The organism is Pseudarthrobacter sp. rb, from assembly GCF_056389225.1.
The window spans coordinates 86461-105098 of sequence record NZ_JBWJAR010000002.1 but is presented as its reverse complement, the minus strand read 5'-3'; the positions used below and the strand labels follow the sequence as shown (position 1 = coordinate 105098).

Here is an 18638-nt window from a genome sequence, read left to right as displayed (position 1 = left end):
CCCGTGTTGCCCCAAACCCCCCCCTGGGGGTTTACACACCGGGGGGCCCCCGGTTGGGGGGGGCCCCACTGTGTCAGCCCGGGAAGTCCGGGCCGGCGGCAATTAGTTGCCGGTCAGCTTCTCACGCAGGGCAGCAAGTGCCTCGTCCGAAGCCAGGGTGCCGGCACCGGAATCGGTGGCAGCAGGCTCGGAGGAGTAGCTGGTTGCGCCCGAGTCGCTGTCGCCGGACGTTGCAGCTGCAGCGTCGTCGGCAGCGTGCTGGGCAACCTGCTTCTTGTGGGCTTCCCAACGGGTCTGGGCGTCAGCGTACTGCTGCTCCCAGGCTGCGCGCTGGTTCTCGTAGCCCTCGAGCCATTCGTTGGACTCGGGGTCGAAGCCCTCGGGGTACTTGTAGTTGCCCTCTTCGTCGTACTCTGCGGCCATGCCGTACAGAGCGGGATCGAATTCGGTGCTGTCGGCGTCGACGCCCTCGTTGGCCTGCTTGAGGGACAGCGAGATGCGGCGGCGCTCGAGGTCGATGTCGATGACCTTGACGAACAGTTCGTCACCAACGGAGACAACCTGCTCGGCCAGCTCAACGTGGCGCACGGCGAGCTCGGAGATGTGGACCAGGCCTTCGATGCCGTCTTCGACGCGGACGAACGCACCGAACGGAACCAGCTTGGTGACCTTACCCGGAACAACCTGGCCGAGGGCGTGGGTGCGGGCGAAGGTCTGCCACGGATCTTCCTGCGTAGCCTTGAGCGACAGGGAGACGCGCTCGCGGTCCAGGTCGACCTCGAGAACCTCGACGGTGACTTCCTGGCCAACTTCGACAACCTCGGACGGGTGGTCGATGTGCTTCCAGGAGAGCTCGGAAACGTGGACGAGGCCGTCTACGCCGCCCAGGTCCACGAAGGCACCAAAGTTGACGATGGAGGAAACGACGCCGGGACGGACCTGGCCCTTTTCCAGCTTGTTGAGGAACGTGGAGCGAACCTCGGACTGGGTCTGCTCGAGCCATGCACGGCGGGACAGCACAACGTTGTTGCGGTTCTTGTCCAGCTCGATGATCTTGGCTTCGATCTGCTGACCGATGTACGGAGCAAGGTCGCGCACACGGCGCATCTCGACGAGGGATGCGGGCAGGAAGCCGCGCAGGCCGATGTCGAGGATAAGACCACCCTTGACAACCTCGATGACGGTACCGGTGACGACACCGTCTTCTTCCTTGACCTTCTCGATGTCGCCCCAGGCACGCTCGTACTGAGCACGCTTCTTGGAGAGGATCAGACGGCCTTCTTTGTCTTCCTTGGTGAGCACCAGGGCTTCGACCTGATCACCAACGGAGACGACGTCCCCGGGATCAACGTCGTGCTTGATGGACAGCTCGCGGGAGGGGATGACACCTTCGGTCTTGTAACCGATGTCGAGCAGGACTTCATCGCGGTCGACCTTGACGACGGTACCCTCGACGAGATCTCCGTCGTTGAAGTACTTGATGGTGGCGTCGACAGCTGCGAGGAAGTCCTCAGCGGTACCGATGTCGTTAATCGCGACGACGGGGGTACCGGGCTTCTCGGTGGAGGTGATGGTCATGTAGTAGGGGCTCCGTTGTGGATAGTTAGTCGGTCAGGCAAACCGGCGCGCCCGCGTTATGGAACGCAGGCGCGATTCTCGGTGAATCCGATGGATTCCCCGGGTCATCCTGATTTGTGGATTGCTTTTCAATGCAGTCCGCAGAGGACCGCAAGCGCGTGCACGTGGTACACGCCCGTTTATTCTAGTCGCTGCCGGCAATCGGGGTCAAAGCGGCGGCGGAGAGGGAACGTGCAGCTGGCGCGCGGTATCAGAAGTGGGTCATGCAGTGCGTGGCCCGTTCCACAGCGAACATCTGCCGCGCCCTGAATGCGGCACCTTTGACGTGTTCGGAAATCTTCCCCGCTGCCGCCAGTGTCACCGGGCAGACGCCGCCGAGGTAGATCGAGGACAGCGCGGAGACATCCATGGCCAGGTCGGGCCGCTCCCCCGCGCCGGCACGTTCGACGGCGGCCTGGCCGCCGTCGACCTCCAGCACGAACGTTCCTGCCGTGAAGCCCAACGGGTCCCCCACCTCCAGGACGAGCCTTCCGTCCGAGGGGTAGTGCCGGGCCGCCAGGGCCTCAGGGACGTCCAAAATCCGGAGCCAGAGCATGTCCCGGGGCTCGGAGGCTTCAACGCAGCGGGAGTCCTCGAGCGCCCATGGCAGCGGATCATCGACCATTGCTTCTTCCCACGTGACGCTCTCGACCAGGTCGATGGCGCCAAGGTACTGCCAGAGCTCCAGGTAGGCGTGGTCGGTGGCTGCCACCAGGTCCACCACTTCCATGGTGTACGGCCGGGCGTCCCAGCCTGCGAACTTGTAGGAGACGTAGCCATCGACCGCGCCGTCTGGTCCATAGTGCAGCGCAACTTTGACCTTGGGGTCCTCGTCCTCGGCCCGGCTGATGGATCCGGACGCGAGCTGGCGGTAGAACTCGTGGCGCCCGATCGAACCGGGCGTGAGGCGGTGCAGCTGCTCAAAGACCTTCGGCGCCAGATCGAGGAGGACCTTGGGATCGGCCACCTCCACCCGGCCCGTGGCGTGGTGGTTGAGGACGAAGCGGCGGCTGGTGTCGACCTTGATTGACTGCTCCCGGGTGGCCACCCCGAAACCGAACCTGCTGTAAATCGAGGCCTCCGACGCGGTCAATGCCGCCATCGCCAGCCCCTCCCGGCGGGCCAGGCTCAGCTCCTCTGCCATCATCCGGCGCAGCAGTCCCCTACGCCGGTGTGACGTCCGGACCGTCACGGCCGTGACCAGCCGGGTGTCGAGCATCCGGCCGAAGCCGATGTTCATTGTCTTATTGAAGGTACCGAAGGTTGCCACCGGGACGTGGGCTCCCAGGGCGTGGTCGGCCACTGGCCCTGCCTGGTAGGCGCCGGTCATCACCCGCCCGTCGGCGCGCTGCATCCCGATGCCCCGGTCCACCCGTTCGTCGCTGCGGCGCGCATCATGGAACCCGAAGGCAACGGCCCGCATCCAGTCGACGGTCTGCGGGTAGGCAGGATCCTCTTTGGCAGCCGGCTCGAAGCGCCGGATTTCATAGTTTCCGCTCAGATCACCCATTTACCCGAGCCTAGTTATGAATCCGGCACCTGACCAGCACAAACATTCCTGCTGGTTAACGGGCCGGGCCCTAGTGTCCGGCGTCGTACCAGCTGGGCCCGACGCCGATCTGGACTTCCAGCGGCACGCTGAGGTCGGCGGCGGCACCCATCTGCTCGGTGACCAGCTTCTCAACGGCGGCGCGTTCGCCCGCGGCGACCTCGAGGACCAGTTCGTCGTGGACCTGGAGCAGCATCCGGGATTTCAGGCCCTGGGCCTGCAGTTCGGCGTGGACACCCAGCATGGCGCGCTTGATGATGTCCGCTGCGGAGCCCTGGATGGGGCTGTTGAGTGCGATGCGCTCGGCATTCTCGCGCAGCTGGCGGTCCGTGCTGGTGAGGTCCGGCAGGTAGCGGCGGCGGCCCTCAATGGTGGCCGTGTAGCCATCCACCCGGGCCTGGTCCACCACTCCCCGGAGGTAGTCGCGGACGGCGCCGAAGCGGTCGAAGTAGTCCTTCATGAGGGTGCGGGCTTCATCGACGGAAATCTCGAGCTGCTTGGACAGGCCGAAGGACGTCAGGCCGTAGGCAAGGCCGTAGGACATGGCCTTGACCTTGGATCGCATGGCGCTGGTGACTTGGTCGGTGGGGACGTGGAAGATGTTGGAGCCGACGAACCGGTGCAGGTCCTCGCCGTCCCTGTACGCCTGGATCAGGCCTTCGTCGCCGGAGAGGTGTGCCATGATGCGCATCTCGATCTGCGAGTAGTCCGCGGAGAGCAGGCACTCGTACCCGTCGCTGACCACGAAGATGCCGCGCACGCGCCGGCCCTCCTCGCTGCGGATGGGGATGTTCTGCAGGTTGGGGTTGTTGGACGAGATCCGGCCGGTGGCCGCGACGTTCTGGGCATAGGTGGTGTGGATGCGGCCGTCTTCCGCCACGGACTTCTTCAGCGACTCGATCATCTGCCGCAGCTTGGCGGCCTCCCGGTGCGCCATGAGCTGCACCAGGAACTCGTGCCCGGTCTTTTCCAGCAGGTTCTTCAGGGACGCGGCATCGGTGGTGTAGCCGGACTTGATCTTCTTGGTCTTGGGGAGCTGCAGTTCGTCGAACAGGACGGTCTGCAGCTGCTTGGGCGAGCCCAGATTGACCTCGTGGCCGATCGCGGCGAACGCCTGTTCCTGTGCCTGGTCGATGACCCGGGCAAGATCGGCAAGCTGGTCGTCCATCTTGTCCATGTCGATCGCAATGCCGGCGAGTTCCATGTCCGCCAGCACGCGGCTGACAGGCAGCTCAAGGGTGGACAGCAGTTCCTCGGCCCGGCGGTCCTTGAGTTCGTCCTCGAAGAAGCGGCTCAGGGCCAGCACCACGGCACCGGCCTGGACCAGGGCGTCGGCGGCGGCGGTGTCATCGCCGTCGAAGGAGAGCTCAAGCTGCCCCGCCTTGGCCGTGGCGGCGGGTATGCCCACGTTGAGGTGGTGCTGGGCGAGTTCGGCGAGTTCGTAGGTGCGGCGGTCCGGCTGGATGAGGTAGCCGGAGATGGAAGTGTCATCCACCACGCCCTCCAGTTCCAGGCCGCGGGCCGTGAGCGCCTTGAGCGCGGCCTTGAAGCCGTGCATCACCTTGGGTGCTTCAGGATCGCGCAGCCACGCGGCCAGCACGTTCTCGGTTTCCGCGTCCTGGCCGGCGAGCTCCACATAGACCGCGGCGTCGCCGCGGACGATGGCCAATGCGTCGGCGTCCTCACCGATCCGGCCGGGGACGAGGTCGACGGCGAGGGCGGACCACTGCCCTGCGCCGGCAGCCAGGAAGGCGGCCAGCTCAGCGGCGTTGGCGGGGGTGCTGTAGTCCGGGGTTTCGATGCTTTCCCGTTCGGCGGCCGGGGTGTCGGCGTCTCCGTACAGGGCAAACAACCGGCCCCGGATGGCCTTGAACTCAAGCTGGTCGAAGAGGTCCTCGATGGCGGCCTGGTCCGGGCGCGGTTGGTAGAGGTCGTCCAGGGTGACGGGGAGGGCGAGGTCGGTGTGGAGCTGGTTCAGCCGGCGGTTGCGCTTGACGGCGTCAACGTTCTCCCGCAGGGCGTCGCCCACCTTGCCGCCGATGGAATCGAGGTGCTCCAGGACGCCTTCGAGGCCGCCGTAGAGGTTGATCCATTTGGCCGCCGTCTTGGGTCCGACGCCGGGCACGCCGGGAAGGTTGTCCGCCGTCTCCCCCACGAGTGCGGCGAGATCGGAGTAGCGGGACGGGCTGACGAAGTACTTTGCCTCGATGGCGGCGGCATCCATCCGCGGGATGTCGCTGACACCCTTGCGCGGATACAGCACGAACACGTTGTCCGTGATGAGCTGGAAGGCGTCCCGGTCGCCGGAGACGAGCAAAACCTCGAAGCCTGCCTTCTCACCCATCGCGGCGAGGGTGGCAAGGATGTCATCGGCCTCGTAGCCGGGCATCTTGATGGTCTTGATGCCCCAGGCCTCCATGACCTGGCCGATGAGGTCGATCTGGCCGCTCATCTCCCGCGGGGTTTCGTTCCGGCCGCCCTTGTACTCGCTGTACTCGGTCTTGCGGTGGGTGGATTCATCGGAGACGTCGAACGCCACGGCGATGTGGGTGGGCTGCTGCTCCTTGATGAGGTTGATCAGCATGGAGGTGAAGCCGTGGATGGCGTTGGTGTGCTGGCCGTTCGAGGTGGAGAACTTGTCCGCCGGCAGGGCGAAGAAGGCCCGGAATGCCATCGAGTGGCCGTCGAGGACCAGCAGCCGGGGCTGGCCGGTGATGGGAATGACCGGAGCTTCGGTAGCTGAAACAGACCCACCGGCGGCGGGGGCAGCGGCCTTTGCAGCAGGCCTGCGGACGGGGGACGAAGGCTGCACGGCAGCACCCTCGTCGATGGCCTGGGACGGAAAAGGGGCCGGTTTGGTTGTTTCACTCACAGGTGCCAGCCTAGTTGCCATGACAGACAATTTCACGCCGGGCGCTTTCGCCGAAGAGCTGACAGCCGCCGGGATTCCCGACCATATGCATGACTGGCTGGGCGCTTTCGGTGTCGGCGCCCTGGTGGTCAAGATGGGAATCCATTTCCTGGAAATGAGCCCGGAACGCACTGTCGCCACGATGCCGGTTGAGGGCAACACCCAGGTTGCGGGGATCCTGCATGGCGGCGCGCACGTGGTGCTGGCGGAAACCCTTGGCTCCTTCGCCGCAGGCATGCATGCAGGACCGGGACGCCACGCCGTCGGCATTGAGGTCAACGCCACGCATCACCGGTCCATCGCCGAAGGCCTGGTGACGGGTACCTGCACGGCGATCCACCTGGGCAGGACCCTGGCCACCCACGAGATCGTCATGACGGACTCCCGGGGCCGGCGCCTGTCAACCGCCCGGATCACCAACATGCTCCGCGACAACGCCGGCTGAGGCAGCGGATCAGGACTGCGGGTCCGCCCCGGGGCGCAGCAGCAGGTAGCGCAGTTCGACGATGCCCCGGCCCAGCGTGCGGGAAGCAGCCAGCTCGAGCGGCGGGGTGGGGCCCTTCATCGGCAGCAGCCGTTTCCCCTCACCCAGCACCACGGGGATGACGGAGAGGATGATCTCGTCCAAAAGGGCTTCATCGGCGAACTGGGCCGCAAGGTTGCCGCCGCCCACCACCCAGATGTTCAGGCCTCCCGCTGCCTGCCGGAAGTCTGCGATGAACTCCCGCACGTCGCCGCGGACAAACGTGATGTCCGCCCCGTCCGGCGCCCGGTGTTCGTGGTGCGTGAAGACGTAGCAGGGCGTGCCGGAATACGGCCACGCGCCGGGCTCATGCTCCATCAGCCAGGCGTAGGTTTCCCCGCCCATGACGATGCAGCCCACCGCGGCCATGAAGTCGTTGTAGCTGTCAGCTCCGCCCTCAAAGCCGTCGAACTGGAGCAGCCAGCCAAGGTCGTCCGTGGACGTGGCAATGAAACCGTCAAGGGACGCTGCCACAAAGTACTGGATGCGCTGCATGGCCCCAGCCTAGCCTTTGGATGCGGCTACTTGGAGAAGTACGGGATGATCAGGTACAGCCCGAAGAGGACGGCCACGACGCAGAGCCCAAAGCATACGTAGGCAAAAGAGCGCTTGACCCCGGGGGACGTCTGCTCGGCGTCAGCGGCAATGGCGGTGAACCGGACCCCGAGCGAGTAGAGGGTCACCACGATTGCCGCGGATACGAGGGTGGTGCCTGCAACGGTCAGGAGTTCCAACCATTTCATCGCTGATTCTCCTTGGAATTCCTGGCTTTGGCGTCGGCCTGCGCTTTGGCTTTTGCTTCGGCCCGGGCACGGGCCATGGCCTTCTTCTTGGCGAACCGGACAGCCTGTCCGGCTTCCTCGACCTCGACGGCGTTCTGGTGGCTGACGGAGGACTTGCGTGAGTAGAAGAACATGAACAGTACTGCCCCGGTGCCGGCGATGGCCGCGATGAGGACACCCACGACGCCGGTCTTCACCAGCAGGGCGGTCAGGGCGCCGACGATGCCGGCGGCCGGAAGAGTGAAGAGCCATCCCAGCGCGATTTTGCCCACCATGTTCCAGCGGACGGTGGTGCCGCGCCGTCCCATTCCGGAACCGATGACGGATCCCGAAGCCACCTGGGTGGTGGAGAGGGCAAAGCCAAGGTGCGAGGAAGCAAGAATGGCGGAGGCGGTACTGGTCTCAGCCGCGAAACCCTGCGCCGGCTTGACCTCGGTCAGGCCCGAACCCATGGTGCGGATGATGCGCCATCCGCCGGCGTAGGTTCCGACTGCGATGGCCAGGGCGCAGGCGGTGATCACCCAGAGCTGGGGACCGGAGCCGGGCGTCTGGCTGCCGGCAGCGATCAGGACCAGCGTGATGATGCCCATGGTCTTCTGCGCGTCGTTGGTTCCGTGGGCCAGGGCCACCAGGCTGGACGTGAAGATCTGGCCGGTACGGAAGCCACCGCGCTTCTGGGTGAGCTTGGTGCCGGTCTCAGGATCGTGGCGTGCCGTGAGGGCATAGGCCAGCCGGGTACAGACGTAGGCGGCGAGGCCGGCAATCACTGGGGCGAAGACCGCCGGAAGAATGACTTTCTGGAGCAGGCTCTCGAAATTGACGGAGCTGAATCCTGCCCCGACCACCGCGGCACCGATCAGGCCGCCAAAGAGGGCGTGGGAGGAGCTGGACGGCAGGCCCTTCAACCACGTGATCATGTTCCACAGAACCGCTCCCATCAAACCGGCAAAGATGATCTCCGGCGTGATTTGTACTCCGCCGGAGCCTTCGCGGATGATGCCGCCGGACACTGTCTTGGCCACCTCGGTGGACAGGAAGGCGCCCACCAGGTTCAGGACGGCCGCCAGGGCCACCGCCGTCTTGGGCTTGATGGCACCCGTTGCGATGGGCGTTGCCATGGCGTTCGCGGTGTCATGGAAGCCGTTCGTGAAGTCGAAAAATAGTGCCAGTCCAATGACCAGCGCCACCATGAAGGTGATATCCACCTGTTGCCCAATCTGCAGAGTCGACGTTCAGCAGTTTCTCCTACCAGGCTGCCTTGGACAGCATAGTTCACCAGCTGTTTGCGTGGAATGACTTGCGGCGCTGGCACAACCGGCGGGAAACCTTATCGATCGTACGCGTCCCCGGCATGAGGTCAAAACACGGGCTGCGCCAGGAAAGAGTGGATCCGGTCCAGTTCGGCGGGCGTGATTCCGCGCCGGGGATGGGGCGAGACGGTAAGGATCCGCCTGCCCAGGAACCGTGCCCAGCGCTGCGCTTCTGCCTCGAACGCCAACTGGTCATCCACCCAGGCGACGGCTTCGGGCCCGGTGCTTTCGACGTCATCCTGGATGGCCCTTAGTTTCCACCAGCCGGTCCCACCGGCTGCCCCGTCCGCGCTCAGGTACGGCCAGCGGCTGCCCTTCAGCCCGACGGCGGGACACAGGTATTGGGGCGCCAGTTCCTCCCAGCTGGTGAGCCAGACACAACGCAGCTCGGGTGTCAGGGCCAGGGTGTTCAGCCCGGCCACGAGTTCGGCGGCAAACGTGACGGGCAACAGCCCGGCGTCGGCCTGCTGCCAGGGGGAACCCCAGCCGGTGGTTCCCTGGGGGCCGAACGGGCAGACCACGCCGTCGACGTCCAGGTAAAGCGTGCAGCCCACGCCGCAACCCCGCGGCAGCTTCAACCCTGGTGGAACTGTGCCGGGCGGGGGCCCGCATCCAGCTCCGGGGCGATCTTCCCCTCAAGGGCGGCCAGGGTGACGTCAGGGAGGACGATGAGGCCGTCCAGCTCGCGCCGGGCCCGTTTGTAGGCTGCCTGCCGTTCCGCCGGGGTAGCCGCCTGGTCCTCGGCGAGCATCAGCAGCTTGCGGGCCGTGGCCAGCCGTTCACGCTCGGGTCCGCTGAACTTGCTGTCCCGGATGCGGCGGGCTTCGCGCTCGGCGACATCGAGGGCCACGGCATAGTTGTTGACCGCCTGCCGGTAGGCCTCCAGTCCGGACGCGGACCGAAGGTCCCCGGGCGAGACGGGGCGCTGGCCATCGGCGTCCCGCTTGGCGCGAAGGAAGGCCACGGTGAGCGGTTCACGGACATCAGTCATGAGTGGGAAGTCGATGAGCTTGCCCACGTCGAGCTCGTACTCGAGCCACCGGCGGTTGGTGGCGTCGTGTGTGGCCATCAGGGCCTGCACCTCGGCAGCGGAAGCCTTCTCTGCCTCCAGTGCCTGGTTCTTGAGCTCGTACAGTTCAACCCGGCGCCGGTGCCGTCGTTCTCCCGCGCGCCGCCAGCCGCCTGCCCACCGGCCCGCGAACGCCATCAGTGGAAACACCATCCACCATTTGTCGGACAGGAACTCCATGAAGGACCTCACCCGTTAATCCTCGCAGTCCCAAGCCCGTGCCTCAAGGACTGGGCCGTCCTTACAGAGCGGGCCCGGGGTGGGAAAGCAAGGGACGGCACCGGCGGGCGGTCAGGCAGCAGTCCGGCCGGCCCGCCGCCCGCCCGGGGGTCAGGGTGCCGCCGTCGCCCGGGCTGCGTTGACGTTGACCAGCCAGGCGACACCGAACCGGTCCGTGCACATGCCAAAAACGTCACCCCATGGCGCCTTCTCCATGGGAACGGTCACCGCTCCCCCATCGCCACTCAGCTTCTCGTAGTACCCGCGGAGCTCCACCTCGTCATCGCCGCTGAGCGAGATGGAAATGGAGGACCCCGGGTGGTACTCCATGCTGTTCGGGGTGTCAGCGCCCATGAGAACCAGGCCCTGGGTGGTGGTCAGGATGCCGTGCATGATCTTTTCCGCTTCCGCGGGGTCCTCGCTGGCCTGGAAGTCGGCGAACGTGCTGAGCGTGAGTTCGCCGCCGAAGACGGACTGGTAGAAGTTCATGGCATCGCGGGCATTGTCACGGAAGCTGATGTAGGGATTGAGGATTGTTGGCATGGCAGGATCTCCTTCACAGGGGCCGGGACTGCTGCGGCCGGGACTGGGGCACTCAACATCCTGCCCCATCCGGCGGCGGGCGGGTAGGGGAAGAATCCCCTGTTCACCCCTCGTTTCAGGGTACGAAACGGTAGCCTGCCCCGGCTTCGGTCAGCAGGTGCCGCGGGTTGCCGGGGTCCTCCTCCAGCTTCCTTCTCAGCTGGGCCATGTAGACGCGGAGGTAGTTGACCTCCTTCCGGTAGGACGGCCCCCAGACCTCGGACAGCAACTGCTGCTGCGAGATCAGCCGGGACGGGTTCCGGACCAGGATTTCGAGGATGCTCCACTCCGTGGGGGTGAGCCTTACCGGCTGCCCGGCACGCAGGACCTGCCGGGCCACAAGGTCAACGGTGAACCCGGCGGAGCTGACCACGGGGCGGGATTCGGGCTCCGGCACCCTGCGCAGCAGGGCACGCAGCCGTGCCAGCAGTTCATCAAGCCCGAATGGTTTGGTGATGTAGTCGTCGGCGCCGGCGTCCAGTGCGCCCACCTTGTCCGGGGGCCCGTGGCGGGCGGACAGGACCAGCACCGGCGCGGCGCTCCAGCGGCGAAGGTTCCGCAGGACTTCGGTCCCGTCCATGTCCGGCAACCCGAGGTCAAGGACCAGCAGATCCGGTGCCTGGCGCGAGGCCGCGGCAAGGGCGGAGGCGCCGTCCACGGCCGTGTCCACGGCGTAGCCGTGCGCGGCAAGCGTGATCCGAAGGGCCTTGAGGAGGTGCGGATCGTCGTCGATGACCAGTACCAGCGCTGCAGCGGGCAGGCCCCCGGCTTTGGTGCCGGCGTGGTTGGCGGTCATGGCTGGCCCGCCGCGGTGGTGGGCTCGCTGCTGCCTGGGAACCCGCCAGCCGGGGTACCGGCCGGGATGCCGGTGGAGAGGGGCAGCCGGATCACCATGGTCAGGCCGCCGCCGGGGGTTTCGGCAGCTGTAAGCGTGCCCCGCATGGACTGGACGAAGCCCTGGGCCACTGACAGGCCGAGCCCTATGCCCGTGGACTGGGACCGGTCGTCGAGCCGCTGGAAAGGCCTGAACATGTCCACCACCTTGCGGGCAGGAACCCCGGGGCCGTGGTCGATAATCTGCAGTTCACCGCAGGGATGGCCGCCAAGGACGCTGCCGTCCGGACCGCCCGCCACCACCACACGGCTTCCAGCGGCGTATTTCAGCGCGTTCTCCAGGATGTTGGCGACCACCCGCTCCAGCAGGCCGGGATCGGCGTCAACGGGTGGCATGTTCGGAGGCAGCGCCACCGTCACCGCCCCTGCCGGCAATCCGCGGAGGGCGGCGTCCACCACCTCGGTCCAGCGGACCGGACCCAGCAGGGGTTCCACCGACTGGGCGGTAATGCGTGACATGTCCAGGAGATTGCCCACCAGCAGGTCCAGCCGGTCGGTGCAGGCGTCGATGGTCTCCAGCAGGTCCTGCTGCTCTGCCCGGGTGTAGGCGACGCCGTTCTGCAGCAGTCCCCCGGCGGCCAGTTTGATGCCGGCCAGGGGCGTTCGAAGGTCGTGGGAGACGGCCCGGAGAATGGCGGTCCGCATGACGTTGCCCTCGGCGAGGCGGAGGATTTCATTCCTGGTTGCGGCCAGCTGCCGGCGTTCGAGCTGCGCTTTGACGTGCACTGCGAAGGCTGCCAGGAGCCGCCGCCCGGACGGCGGAACCACACGGCCCGCCAGCACCAGGAACGTTTCCCCGTCCACCGGTTCAACCGTGGTTCCGGGAGCACCCGGCATCACCGGCCAGCCGGTCGCATCCCCGGCCGCGGCGATCACCTGCCATGCGCCGCGCCCAGGGCCCGCCCCGCCGTCGCCAGCCAACCCGCCGTCGTCAGCCCACCCGGCGTCGTCCACCATCAAGCCGTCAACCATCACACTGCCGGGCATCGCCTCATTCGCGGACCCATTCCCGGCAACGGACCGGCCCTCCGCCGCTGCTCCGCGCTCTGCCACTGCCCCGGACGGGGCCCGGCGGGTGACGACGGCGGCACCGTCGGCACCGAAGACGCTGACCGCTTCCGCGAGCAGGCCTTTGAGGTTGTCCTCCTCACGGGATGCGGCCAGGGCCAGGTCTGCCAGCGTGGCTGCCTCGGCCCGCGACGTTGATGCCTCCTTGGACCGCCGGGCGGATCGGTCCACCACCCCTGCCACCGCTACGGCCACGCCGGCGAATACCGCCAGGGACAGGACATCCTGCGGGTCACGGATGGCAAGGTCATACAGCGGCGGGGTGGAGAAATAGTTCACCAGCAGGCTGCTCCACAGCGCACCGGCAACCGCCGGCCACAAGCCGCCAACCAGGGCTACGGCAACCGCACCGGCCAGTTGCAGCAGTGCCGCCGTGGCAACGCTGTGGTCAAAGACTGCAAGCAGCAACTGCAGGCCCGCGGGCAGGACGGCGGCGAGCGCGAAACCGGCCATGACCCTGCGCCGCCCCAGCCCGGTGCGGCGTCTGCGGGTCCTGGCCGCCGCGGGCCGGGGCACCACCTGGACGTCGATGTCCCCTGCCCCGCGCCCAACCCTGGCTTCCACGCTTCCACCGGACAGGACAGTAAACCTGCGGCGGCTCTGCCCGACAAGGATGTGCGTGGCGCGCGAAGCCCGGGCGTAGTCCAGGAGGGCCGCGGACACGTCACCGGCGGACAGTGCATGGTAGCTTCCGCCCAGCTCCGCCACCTGCCGCCGCTGGGACTCGAGTGCGTGGGGCGATTCGCTCCCGGCGCCGGAGGGCGTCCGGACGTGGATGGCCAGGATTTCGCCCCCGCCGGCCCGCTCAAGGAGCTTGGCGGCCCGGTGCACCAGGAGGTCTCCGTCGTCGCTGCCGTTGAGGCCGATGACGATGCGTTCCCTAGCCATGACGCATATTCTCCCACCAACGCGCACCACCCAACGCCAGCCGCCGCCGTAGGAACATGGTGCGGTGCGGCCCCCGGGAACGTAGGCTCGGGGGATGGCCAGATTCTTTGACGTTCATCCCCACGACCCCCAGCCACGCGCCATCGCGCAGGCAGTGAAGATCATCCGCGACGGCGGCCTGGTCGCCTACCCCACGGACTCCTGCTACGCGCTGGGGGCACAGATGGGAAACCGGGAGGCCCTGGACCGGATCAGGAGCATCCGGCACCTGGATGACAAGCACCACTTCACGCTGGTTTGCCGGGATTTCGCGCAGTTGGGACAGTTCGTGAACATCGGCAACGACGTTTTCCGGAGCATCAAGGCCGTCACGCCGGGCAGCTACACCTTCATCCTGCCCGCCACCAAGGAGGTTCCCAAGCGGCTGCTCCACCCCAAGAAGAAGACGGTGGGGGTGCGCATCCCGGACAACCGTGTGGTCCAGGCGCTGCTCGCCGAACTGGGCGAGCCGCTGCTGTCCAGCACCCTGCTGCTGCCGGACGAGGAGGAACCGCTGACCGTGGGCTGGGAGATCAAGGAACGCCTGGACCACCAGGTGGATGCCGTGATCGACGCCGGCGACTGCGGCGCCGAGCCCACCACCGTTGTCGACTTCTCCAGCGGGGTGGCCGAGGTGGTGCGCCGCGGAATGGGCGATCCGTCCCGCTTCGAGTGACCACCCGCCGGCCGGGGCAGCGGGTCAGTCCTGCTTGCGTGCCCTGCTGGGCTGCACCCGCGGCGGTTCGCCCGGCATCTTGGGGTAGTCGGGCGGGAAGGGCAGTTCTCCCAGGCCGGCCTTGCAGTCACGGTCCCACCACTGCAGCAGGGTGTCGATGGTGCCGGGAGCGGCACTGAAGTCCGCCCACGGGTCACCCACCGTCTTCAGCCGCTCCGGCACGGTAAGGATGGTGAAGTTCTTCGGATCCGCCGATTCCAGTTCATCCCAGCCCAGGGGGCAGGACACGGGGGCGTGCGGGAGGGCCCGCGGACTGTAGGCTCCGGCGATGGTGCGGTCGCGGTTGGCCTGGTTGAAGTCTAGGAATACCCGCCGGCCGCGTTCTTCCTTCCACCAGGCGGTGGTCACCTTGTCCGGGATGCGCCGTTCCACTTCCCGGGCCGCAGCAATGACGGCGTGGCGGACGTCCAGGAACTCGCGGGTGGGTTCGATCGGGGCGTAAACGTGCAGGCCCCGGTTCCCGGAGGTTTTGATGAAGCAGGTGAGCCCGGCCTCGGCCAGGACTTCCTTCAGCACCAGGGCAGCGGGGACAGCGTCGTCGAAATCGGTGCCGGGCTGCGGGTCGAGGTCGATCCGCAGCTGGTCCGGGTTGTCAATGTTTTCTGCCCGCGAGGGCCAGGGATGGAACACCACGGTGTTCATCTGGACGGCCCACACGGCTGCGGCAGGCTCGTCGAAAACCAGTTGGGGGTGGGACCTCGCACTGGGGTAGACCACTTTGACGGAGCGGATGAACTCCGGCGTGCCCTTGGGCGGGTTCTTGGAGAAGAACTGTTCGCCGTCGATGTTGCCGGAGAACCGCTGCAGCGCCACGGGCCGGTCGCCGTTCGCGGCGATGAATGCCTCCCCCACATCACAGATGTACTTCACCAAATCCAGTTTGGTGAGACCCAGGTCCGGCCAGAGAACGCGGCTGGGACTGGAAATGCGCATGTCGCGCGGTCCGTTGGGGCCTTGCACGGTAATGGTGGTCTGTTCACTCGCCATGGGGACAACGTACACCCCGCCACCGGCGGGGATGGGTACATCCGCCACCCTCCGGCATGATGGAGCCATGCCAGCATCCGATGAGCAGCTCACCGTCGCCGTGGGGGACGCCTCGTTTTCCGCCGTCTATGCCCGCCCCGCAGAGCCCACCGCCACCGTGGTGGTGGCACACGGCGCTGGTGCCGGCATGGGGCACCCTTTCCTTCACGGCTTCACCGATGCCCTGAACAGCCTGGGCGTGGCCACCCTGCGCTTCAATTTCCCCTACCGGGAGGCAGGGCGGAAGTTCCCTGACCGTCCTCCCATGGCCATCGCCGCCTGGCGGGCCGCCATGGCCGCCGCGCGGGCGCAGGCAGACGCCCACGGTGACCGCGGCCCCGTGTGGGCGGCGGGCAAGTCGTTCGGGGGGAGGATGGCCTCCATGGCTGCAGCCGAAGGCATGGACGTGGCGGGGCTGGTCTACCTGGGTTATCCCCTGCATGCTCCCGGGAAGCCGGAGAAGCTCCGGGATGAGCACCTGTACGGGCTGGGCACCCCGATGCTGTTCCTGCAGGGAACCCGGGACACGTTTGCCACACCGGGGATCCTTGAGGATGTCGTCTCCCGGATCGGGCCCAACGCCGTGCTCCAGTGGGCGGAGGGCGGTGACCACTCCTTCGCGGTGGCGGGAAAGAAGCGGCCGGCCGGGGAAGTGGGTGCGTCCCTGGCAGCTCCTGTGGCCGCGTTCATCGCAGCGCACAGCCAAGGAGGCGGCCCTTCCCTCACATGCCGGTCCGCCTCATGACAGGGGCGCCCGGAGCACGGCTACCTGCGTTGCTTGGCGCGTGCGGTGGCGGGGGCTGACCAGGGGTCCTCGGGCCAGGGGTGCTTGGGGTAGCGGCCGCGCATTTCGCCCCGGACCTGGGTATACGGGCCGGACCAGAAAGAGGTCAGGTCATCCGTCACGGCGAGGGGCCGCCGGGCCGGGGAGAGCAGGTGGAACAGCACCGGGACACGGCCGTCCACCAGCCGCGGGGATTCGGCGAGTCCGAAACACTCCTGCAGTTTCACGGCAACGACGGGCGCCGCACCATCATCGCCGGGTTCCGGGTAATCGATCCGGATGCGGGAGCCGCTGGGGACTTGAAGGCTTTCGGGGGCCAGCTCACCCAGCCGGGCAGCTTCCGGCCAGGGCAGGAGGCGGCGCAAGGGGTCCGCCAGGTCAAGGGAGCCCACCGGTTTCCCGGCCGCAAGGTCCTCCAGTTCGGGCCCCAGCCACTCTTCCAGCCGCTCCAGCAGCGCGGTGTCCGACACATCCGGCCAGGGCTCTCCCAGCTGGCGGTGCAGGAATGCGAGCCTGCGCCGGAAGGAAGCCGCCGCCGTCGACCATGGCAGGGCCGCCAGCCCCTGGGACTGCAACGCAACCGCCACAGCCCTCCGTCCCTGTTCGGCGCTGGGGCGCACCGGTGTGGCCGAGAGCACGATGGCACCCAGCCGCCGTGTCCTGCGCGCACTCAGCCGGCCTCCGCTGAAGTCCGCTTCCACCGTGTCTGCCAGCAGGTGCGACGCCGCCGTTTCGGCCATGGCGGCGGCCAGGGGCGCGGCGGCCCGAATCACGGCGCCGGTGCCCCCTGCGTCCCGGCCCGAGGCCCGGGACACTTCGGCCACGGCCAGCCACTCGTGGCCTGACAACGTGCTGCCCGCGGGCAGTCCTGCCCGGGTGCCGGATGTCAGCAGGTACTGTCCTGCCCCCTCGCTGCCCGGCACGCGGCGGGCTATGCGGTCGGGAAACGCGAGGGCGACGACGGCGCCCACCGCGTCGGAGTTCCCCGCGGCGCTGGGGGAATCCGCGGCGCTGGGGGAATCCGGCAGGGCGACCGCGCCCGTCCGCTGCGCCATGGCAGCCAGCCGCCTGGACTCTTCCGCCCAGCGCCTTCCCGCCGGGCCCTTGTCCGCTCGGAGCTGCGCCAGCAGCCTGGGCAGGTCGCCGCCAGGTGCGCGGTGGTCTCCGGAGACCGCGGCCACCACTTCGGCGGCGAGCCGGCGGCCGGTGGAGGCGCCGCCGTCGAGCAGTGCCCGTGCCAGCCGTGGATCGGCGGGGATGGCGGCGAGGACCCGGCCCGCGGCCGTCACCTGCCCGTCGTCCGATACCGCGCCCAGTTCCCGGAGCACCTCGACGGCGTCGTCCATCGCCTGGCGCGGCGGCGCGTCCGGAAGCATGAGTCCCTTCCCGCCGGGCGCTCCCCAACAGGCAAGGGTGAGGGCGGCGCCGGTCAGGTCCGCCACGTTGATTTCCGGGGTGACGTGGGCCGGAGCCGCACCGTAGGCCTGCTGGGTGTAGCAGCGGACCACCATCCCCGGGCCCTGCCGTGCGGCGCGGCCGGCGCGTTGGTCTGCCGACGCCCGGGAGCAGGAGACCGTGACCAGCCCGCTCATGCCGCGGCCTGAGTCGCGCCGCGGTTCGCGGGTCAGGCCGGAATCGACCACCAGCCGGACGCCAGGCACCGTCAGGGAGGACTCGGCAAGGTCGGTGGAGACAATGATCCGCGGAGGATCTCCGGGATTCCGCCCCGACACGGCCCGGTCCTGCTCCGATGCCGCCACCTGGCCGTGAAGTTCGAGCACCTCTACGCTCCGGCCCAGCCGGCCGCGGAGCGCCGCGGCCACGTGCGAGACTTCCCTGGCGCCCGGAAGGAACACGAGGGCATCCACTGCGTTGTCAGCGGTGAGCGCACGTGCGTGGGCGTCCGCCGCTGCCGCTGCAACGTGGTCCAGGAAGGCAGGCGCCACTCCCCTGGCGTCCAGCCGCGCCGCCGGTGCCGGGAGCCAGTGCACTTCCAGCGGATAATTCACTGAAGCACAGCCGACCACGGGCGCCGGGCCGCCGCCGTCGGAATCGGCCAGCAGTGCCGCGAACCGGGTTGCGTCCAGCGTGGCGGACATGGCGACGACGGCGAGGTCGCCGCGCAGCGCACGGACCTCCGCGATCATGCCGACCAGGAGGTCCGTTTCCAGCCCGCGCTCGTGCACTTCGTCCAGGACGACGGCGGCCGTCCCGTCAAGCGCGGGATCTGCCAGCAGGCGGCGCAGCAGGATGCCCGGGGTGACAAACTCAACCCGGGTGGCCGGGCCCGCCTGGCGTTCCCCCCGGACCGTGTAGCCCACGCGGCCGGCCAGGCCGCTGCCGTCCAGGGCGGAGAGGCGGCGCGCGGCGGCCCGGGCGGCAACCCTGCGGGGCTGGGTGACGATGACGCGGCCGGACTGGCCATACAAATTGGCGAGCAGCGGCGGAACAAGCGTGGTTTTGCCGGTTCCCGGCGGAGCCTGGACAACGGCGGCGCCGCTTTTCAACGCCTGCCGCAGTGCGGGCAGGGAGCCTTGGAAGGCTAGACCGGCACCGATGGCAGCAAGGTCGAAGGCGCCGGCGGCGGGGTTGCCGTCAGGAGGAATCATCCGTCCATTCTGCCCTGACGGGGAAGCACTCC

Annotated in this window: 16 protein-coding genes; 3 read left to right on the top strand and 13 right to left on the bottom strand. The window is 67.8% G+C overall.

The window, feature by feature from the left end; all coding sequences use genetic code 11:
* Positions 1 to 102: 102 nt before the first annotated feature.
* From rpsA to polA, 3 genes are all read right to left on the bottom strand, one after another.
* Positions 103 to 1578: a 30S ribosomal protein S1 gene (gene rpsA / locus ACWRN3_RS03160; RefSeq protein WP_255175508.1), complete on the bottom strand. Its 1476-nt coding sequence runs from the start codon at positions 1576 to 1578 to the stop codon at positions 103 to 105.
* A 250-nt stretch (positions 1579 to 1828) separates the two neighbouring features.
* A complete protein-coding gene (locus ACWRN3_RS03155; protein ID WP_476739854.1) occupies positions 1829 to 3127 on the bottom strand; it encodes a GNAT family N-acetyltransferase in 1299 nt (432 codons plus the stop codon).
* A 70-nt stretch (positions 3128 to 3197) separates the two neighbouring features.
* Positions 3198 to 5840: a DNA polymerase I gene (gene polA / locus ACWRN3_RS03150; RefSeq protein WP_476740008.1), complete on the bottom strand. Its 2643-nt coding sequence runs from the start codon at positions 5838 to 5840 to the stop codon at positions 3198 to 3200.
* A 217-nt stretch (positions 5841 to 6057) separates the two neighbouring features.
* On the opposite strand from polA, the gene ACWRN3_RS03145 reads away from it, so the two are divergent.
* Positions 6058 to 6522 (top strand): hotdog fold thioesterase, encoded by a 465-nt coding sequence (locus tag ACWRN3_RS03145; protein WP_255175506.1) that lies wholly within the window; start codon positions 6058 to 6060, stop codon positions 6520 to 6522.
* Positions 6523 to 6531: 9 nt separating this feature from the next.
* Here ACWRN3_RS03145 and ACWRN3_RS03140 read toward each other — a convergent pair whose 3' ends face one another.
* From ACWRN3_RS03140 to ACWRN3_RS03105, 8 genes are all read right to left on the bottom strand, one after another.
* Positions 6532 to 7095: a dihydrofolate reductase family protein gene (locus tag ACWRN3_RS03140; RefSeq protein WP_255175505.1), complete on the bottom strand. Its 564-nt coding sequence runs from the start codon at positions 7093 to 7095 to the stop codon at positions 6532 to 6534.
* 26 nt (positions 7096 to 7121) lie between these two features.
* Positions 7122 to 7343 (bottom strand): hypothetical protein, encoded by a 222-nt coding sequence (locus ACWRN3_RS03135; RefSeq protein WP_255175504.1) that lies wholly within the window; start codon positions 7341 to 7343, stop codon positions 7122 to 7124.
* A complete protein-coding gene (locus tag ACWRN3_RS03130) occupies positions 7340 to 8587 on the bottom strand; it encodes an inorganic phosphate transporter (RefSeq protein ID WP_303695341.1) in 1248 nt (415 codons plus the stop codon). The genes ACWRN3_RS03135 and ACWRN3_RS03130 overlap by 4 nt, the downstream gene beginning before the upstream one ends.
* 152 nt (positions 8588 to 8739) lie before the next feature.
* Positions 8740 to 9246, bottom strand: a complete 507-nt coding sequence (locus tag ACWRN3_RS03125) for an HAD domain-containing protein (RefSeq protein ID WP_476739853.1) — start codon at positions 9244 to 9246, stop codon at positions 8740 to 8742.
* A gap of 20 nt (positions 9247 to 9266) precedes the next feature.
* On the bottom strand, positions 9267 to 9941 hold the full coding sequence (locus ACWRN3_RS03120; protein ID WP_476740007.1) for a hypothetical protein: 675 nt from the start codon (positions 9939 to 9941) through the stop codon (positions 9267 to 9269).
* Positions 9942 to 10091: 150 nt separating this feature from the next.
* The gene (locus ACWRN3_RS03115) at positions 10092 to 10523 is read right to left on the bottom strand and encodes a VOC family protein (protein WP_255175502.1); all 432 of its coding nucleotides are present in this window, start codon (positions 10521 to 10523) and stop codon (positions 10092 to 10094) included.
* Between the two features lie 115 nt (positions 10524 to 10638).
* The gene (locus ACWRN3_RS03110; protein WP_476739852.1) at positions 10639 to 11358 is read right to left on the bottom strand and encodes a response regulator; all 720 of its coding nucleotides are present in this window, start codon (positions 11356 to 11358) and stop codon (positions 10639 to 10641) included.
* Positions 11355 to 13412 carry a DUF4118 domain-containing protein gene (locus tag ACWRN3_RS03105; RefSeq protein ID WP_476739851.1) on the bottom strand — a complete coding sequence of 686 codons (2058 nt, stop codon included), beginning with the start codon at positions 13410 to 13412 and terminating at the stop codon, positions 11355 to 11357. Before ACWRN3_RS03105 ends, ACWRN3_RS03110 begins: the two co-directional genes overlap by 4 nt.
* A gap of 94 nt (positions 13413 to 13506) precedes the next feature.
* Here ACWRN3_RS03105 and ACWRN3_RS03100 point away from each other — a divergent pair, with 94 nt between their 5' ends.
* Positions 13507 to 14127 (top strand): L-threonylcarbamoyladenylate synthase, encoded by a 621-nt coding sequence (locus ACWRN3_RS03100; RefSeq protein ID WP_476739850.1) that lies wholly within the window; start codon positions 13507 to 13509, stop codon positions 14125 to 14127.
* Positions 14128 to 14151: 24 nt separating this feature from the next.
* On the opposite strand, the gene ligD is transcribed toward ACWRN3_RS03100, so the two are convergent.
* Positions 14152 to 15174 carry a non-homologous end-joining DNA ligase gene (ligD, locus tag ACWRN3_RS03095; protein ID WP_324645181.1) on the bottom strand — a complete coding sequence of 341 codons (1023 nt, stop codon included), beginning with the start codon at positions 15172 to 15174 and terminating at the stop codon, positions 14152 to 14154.
* Positions 15175 to 15241: 67 nt separating this feature from the next.
* Between ligD and ACWRN3_RS03090 the strand changes: the two genes are divergently transcribed.
* Positions 15242 to 15958 (top strand): alpha/beta hydrolase family protein, encoded by a 717-nt coding sequence (locus ACWRN3_RS03090; protein WP_324645179.1) that lies wholly within the window; start codon positions 15242 to 15244, stop codon positions 15956 to 15958.
* Between the two features lie 20 nt (positions 15959 to 15978).
* Here ACWRN3_RS03090 and hrpB read toward each other — a convergent pair whose 3' ends face one another.
* Complete coding sequence (gene hrpB, locus ACWRN3_RS03085) at positions 15979 to 18606, bottom strand: ATP-dependent helicase HrpB (protein ID WP_324645178.1); 2628 nt, start codon at positions 18604 to 18606, stop codon at positions 15979 to 15981.
* Positions 18607 to 18638 lie beyond the last annotated feature (32 nt).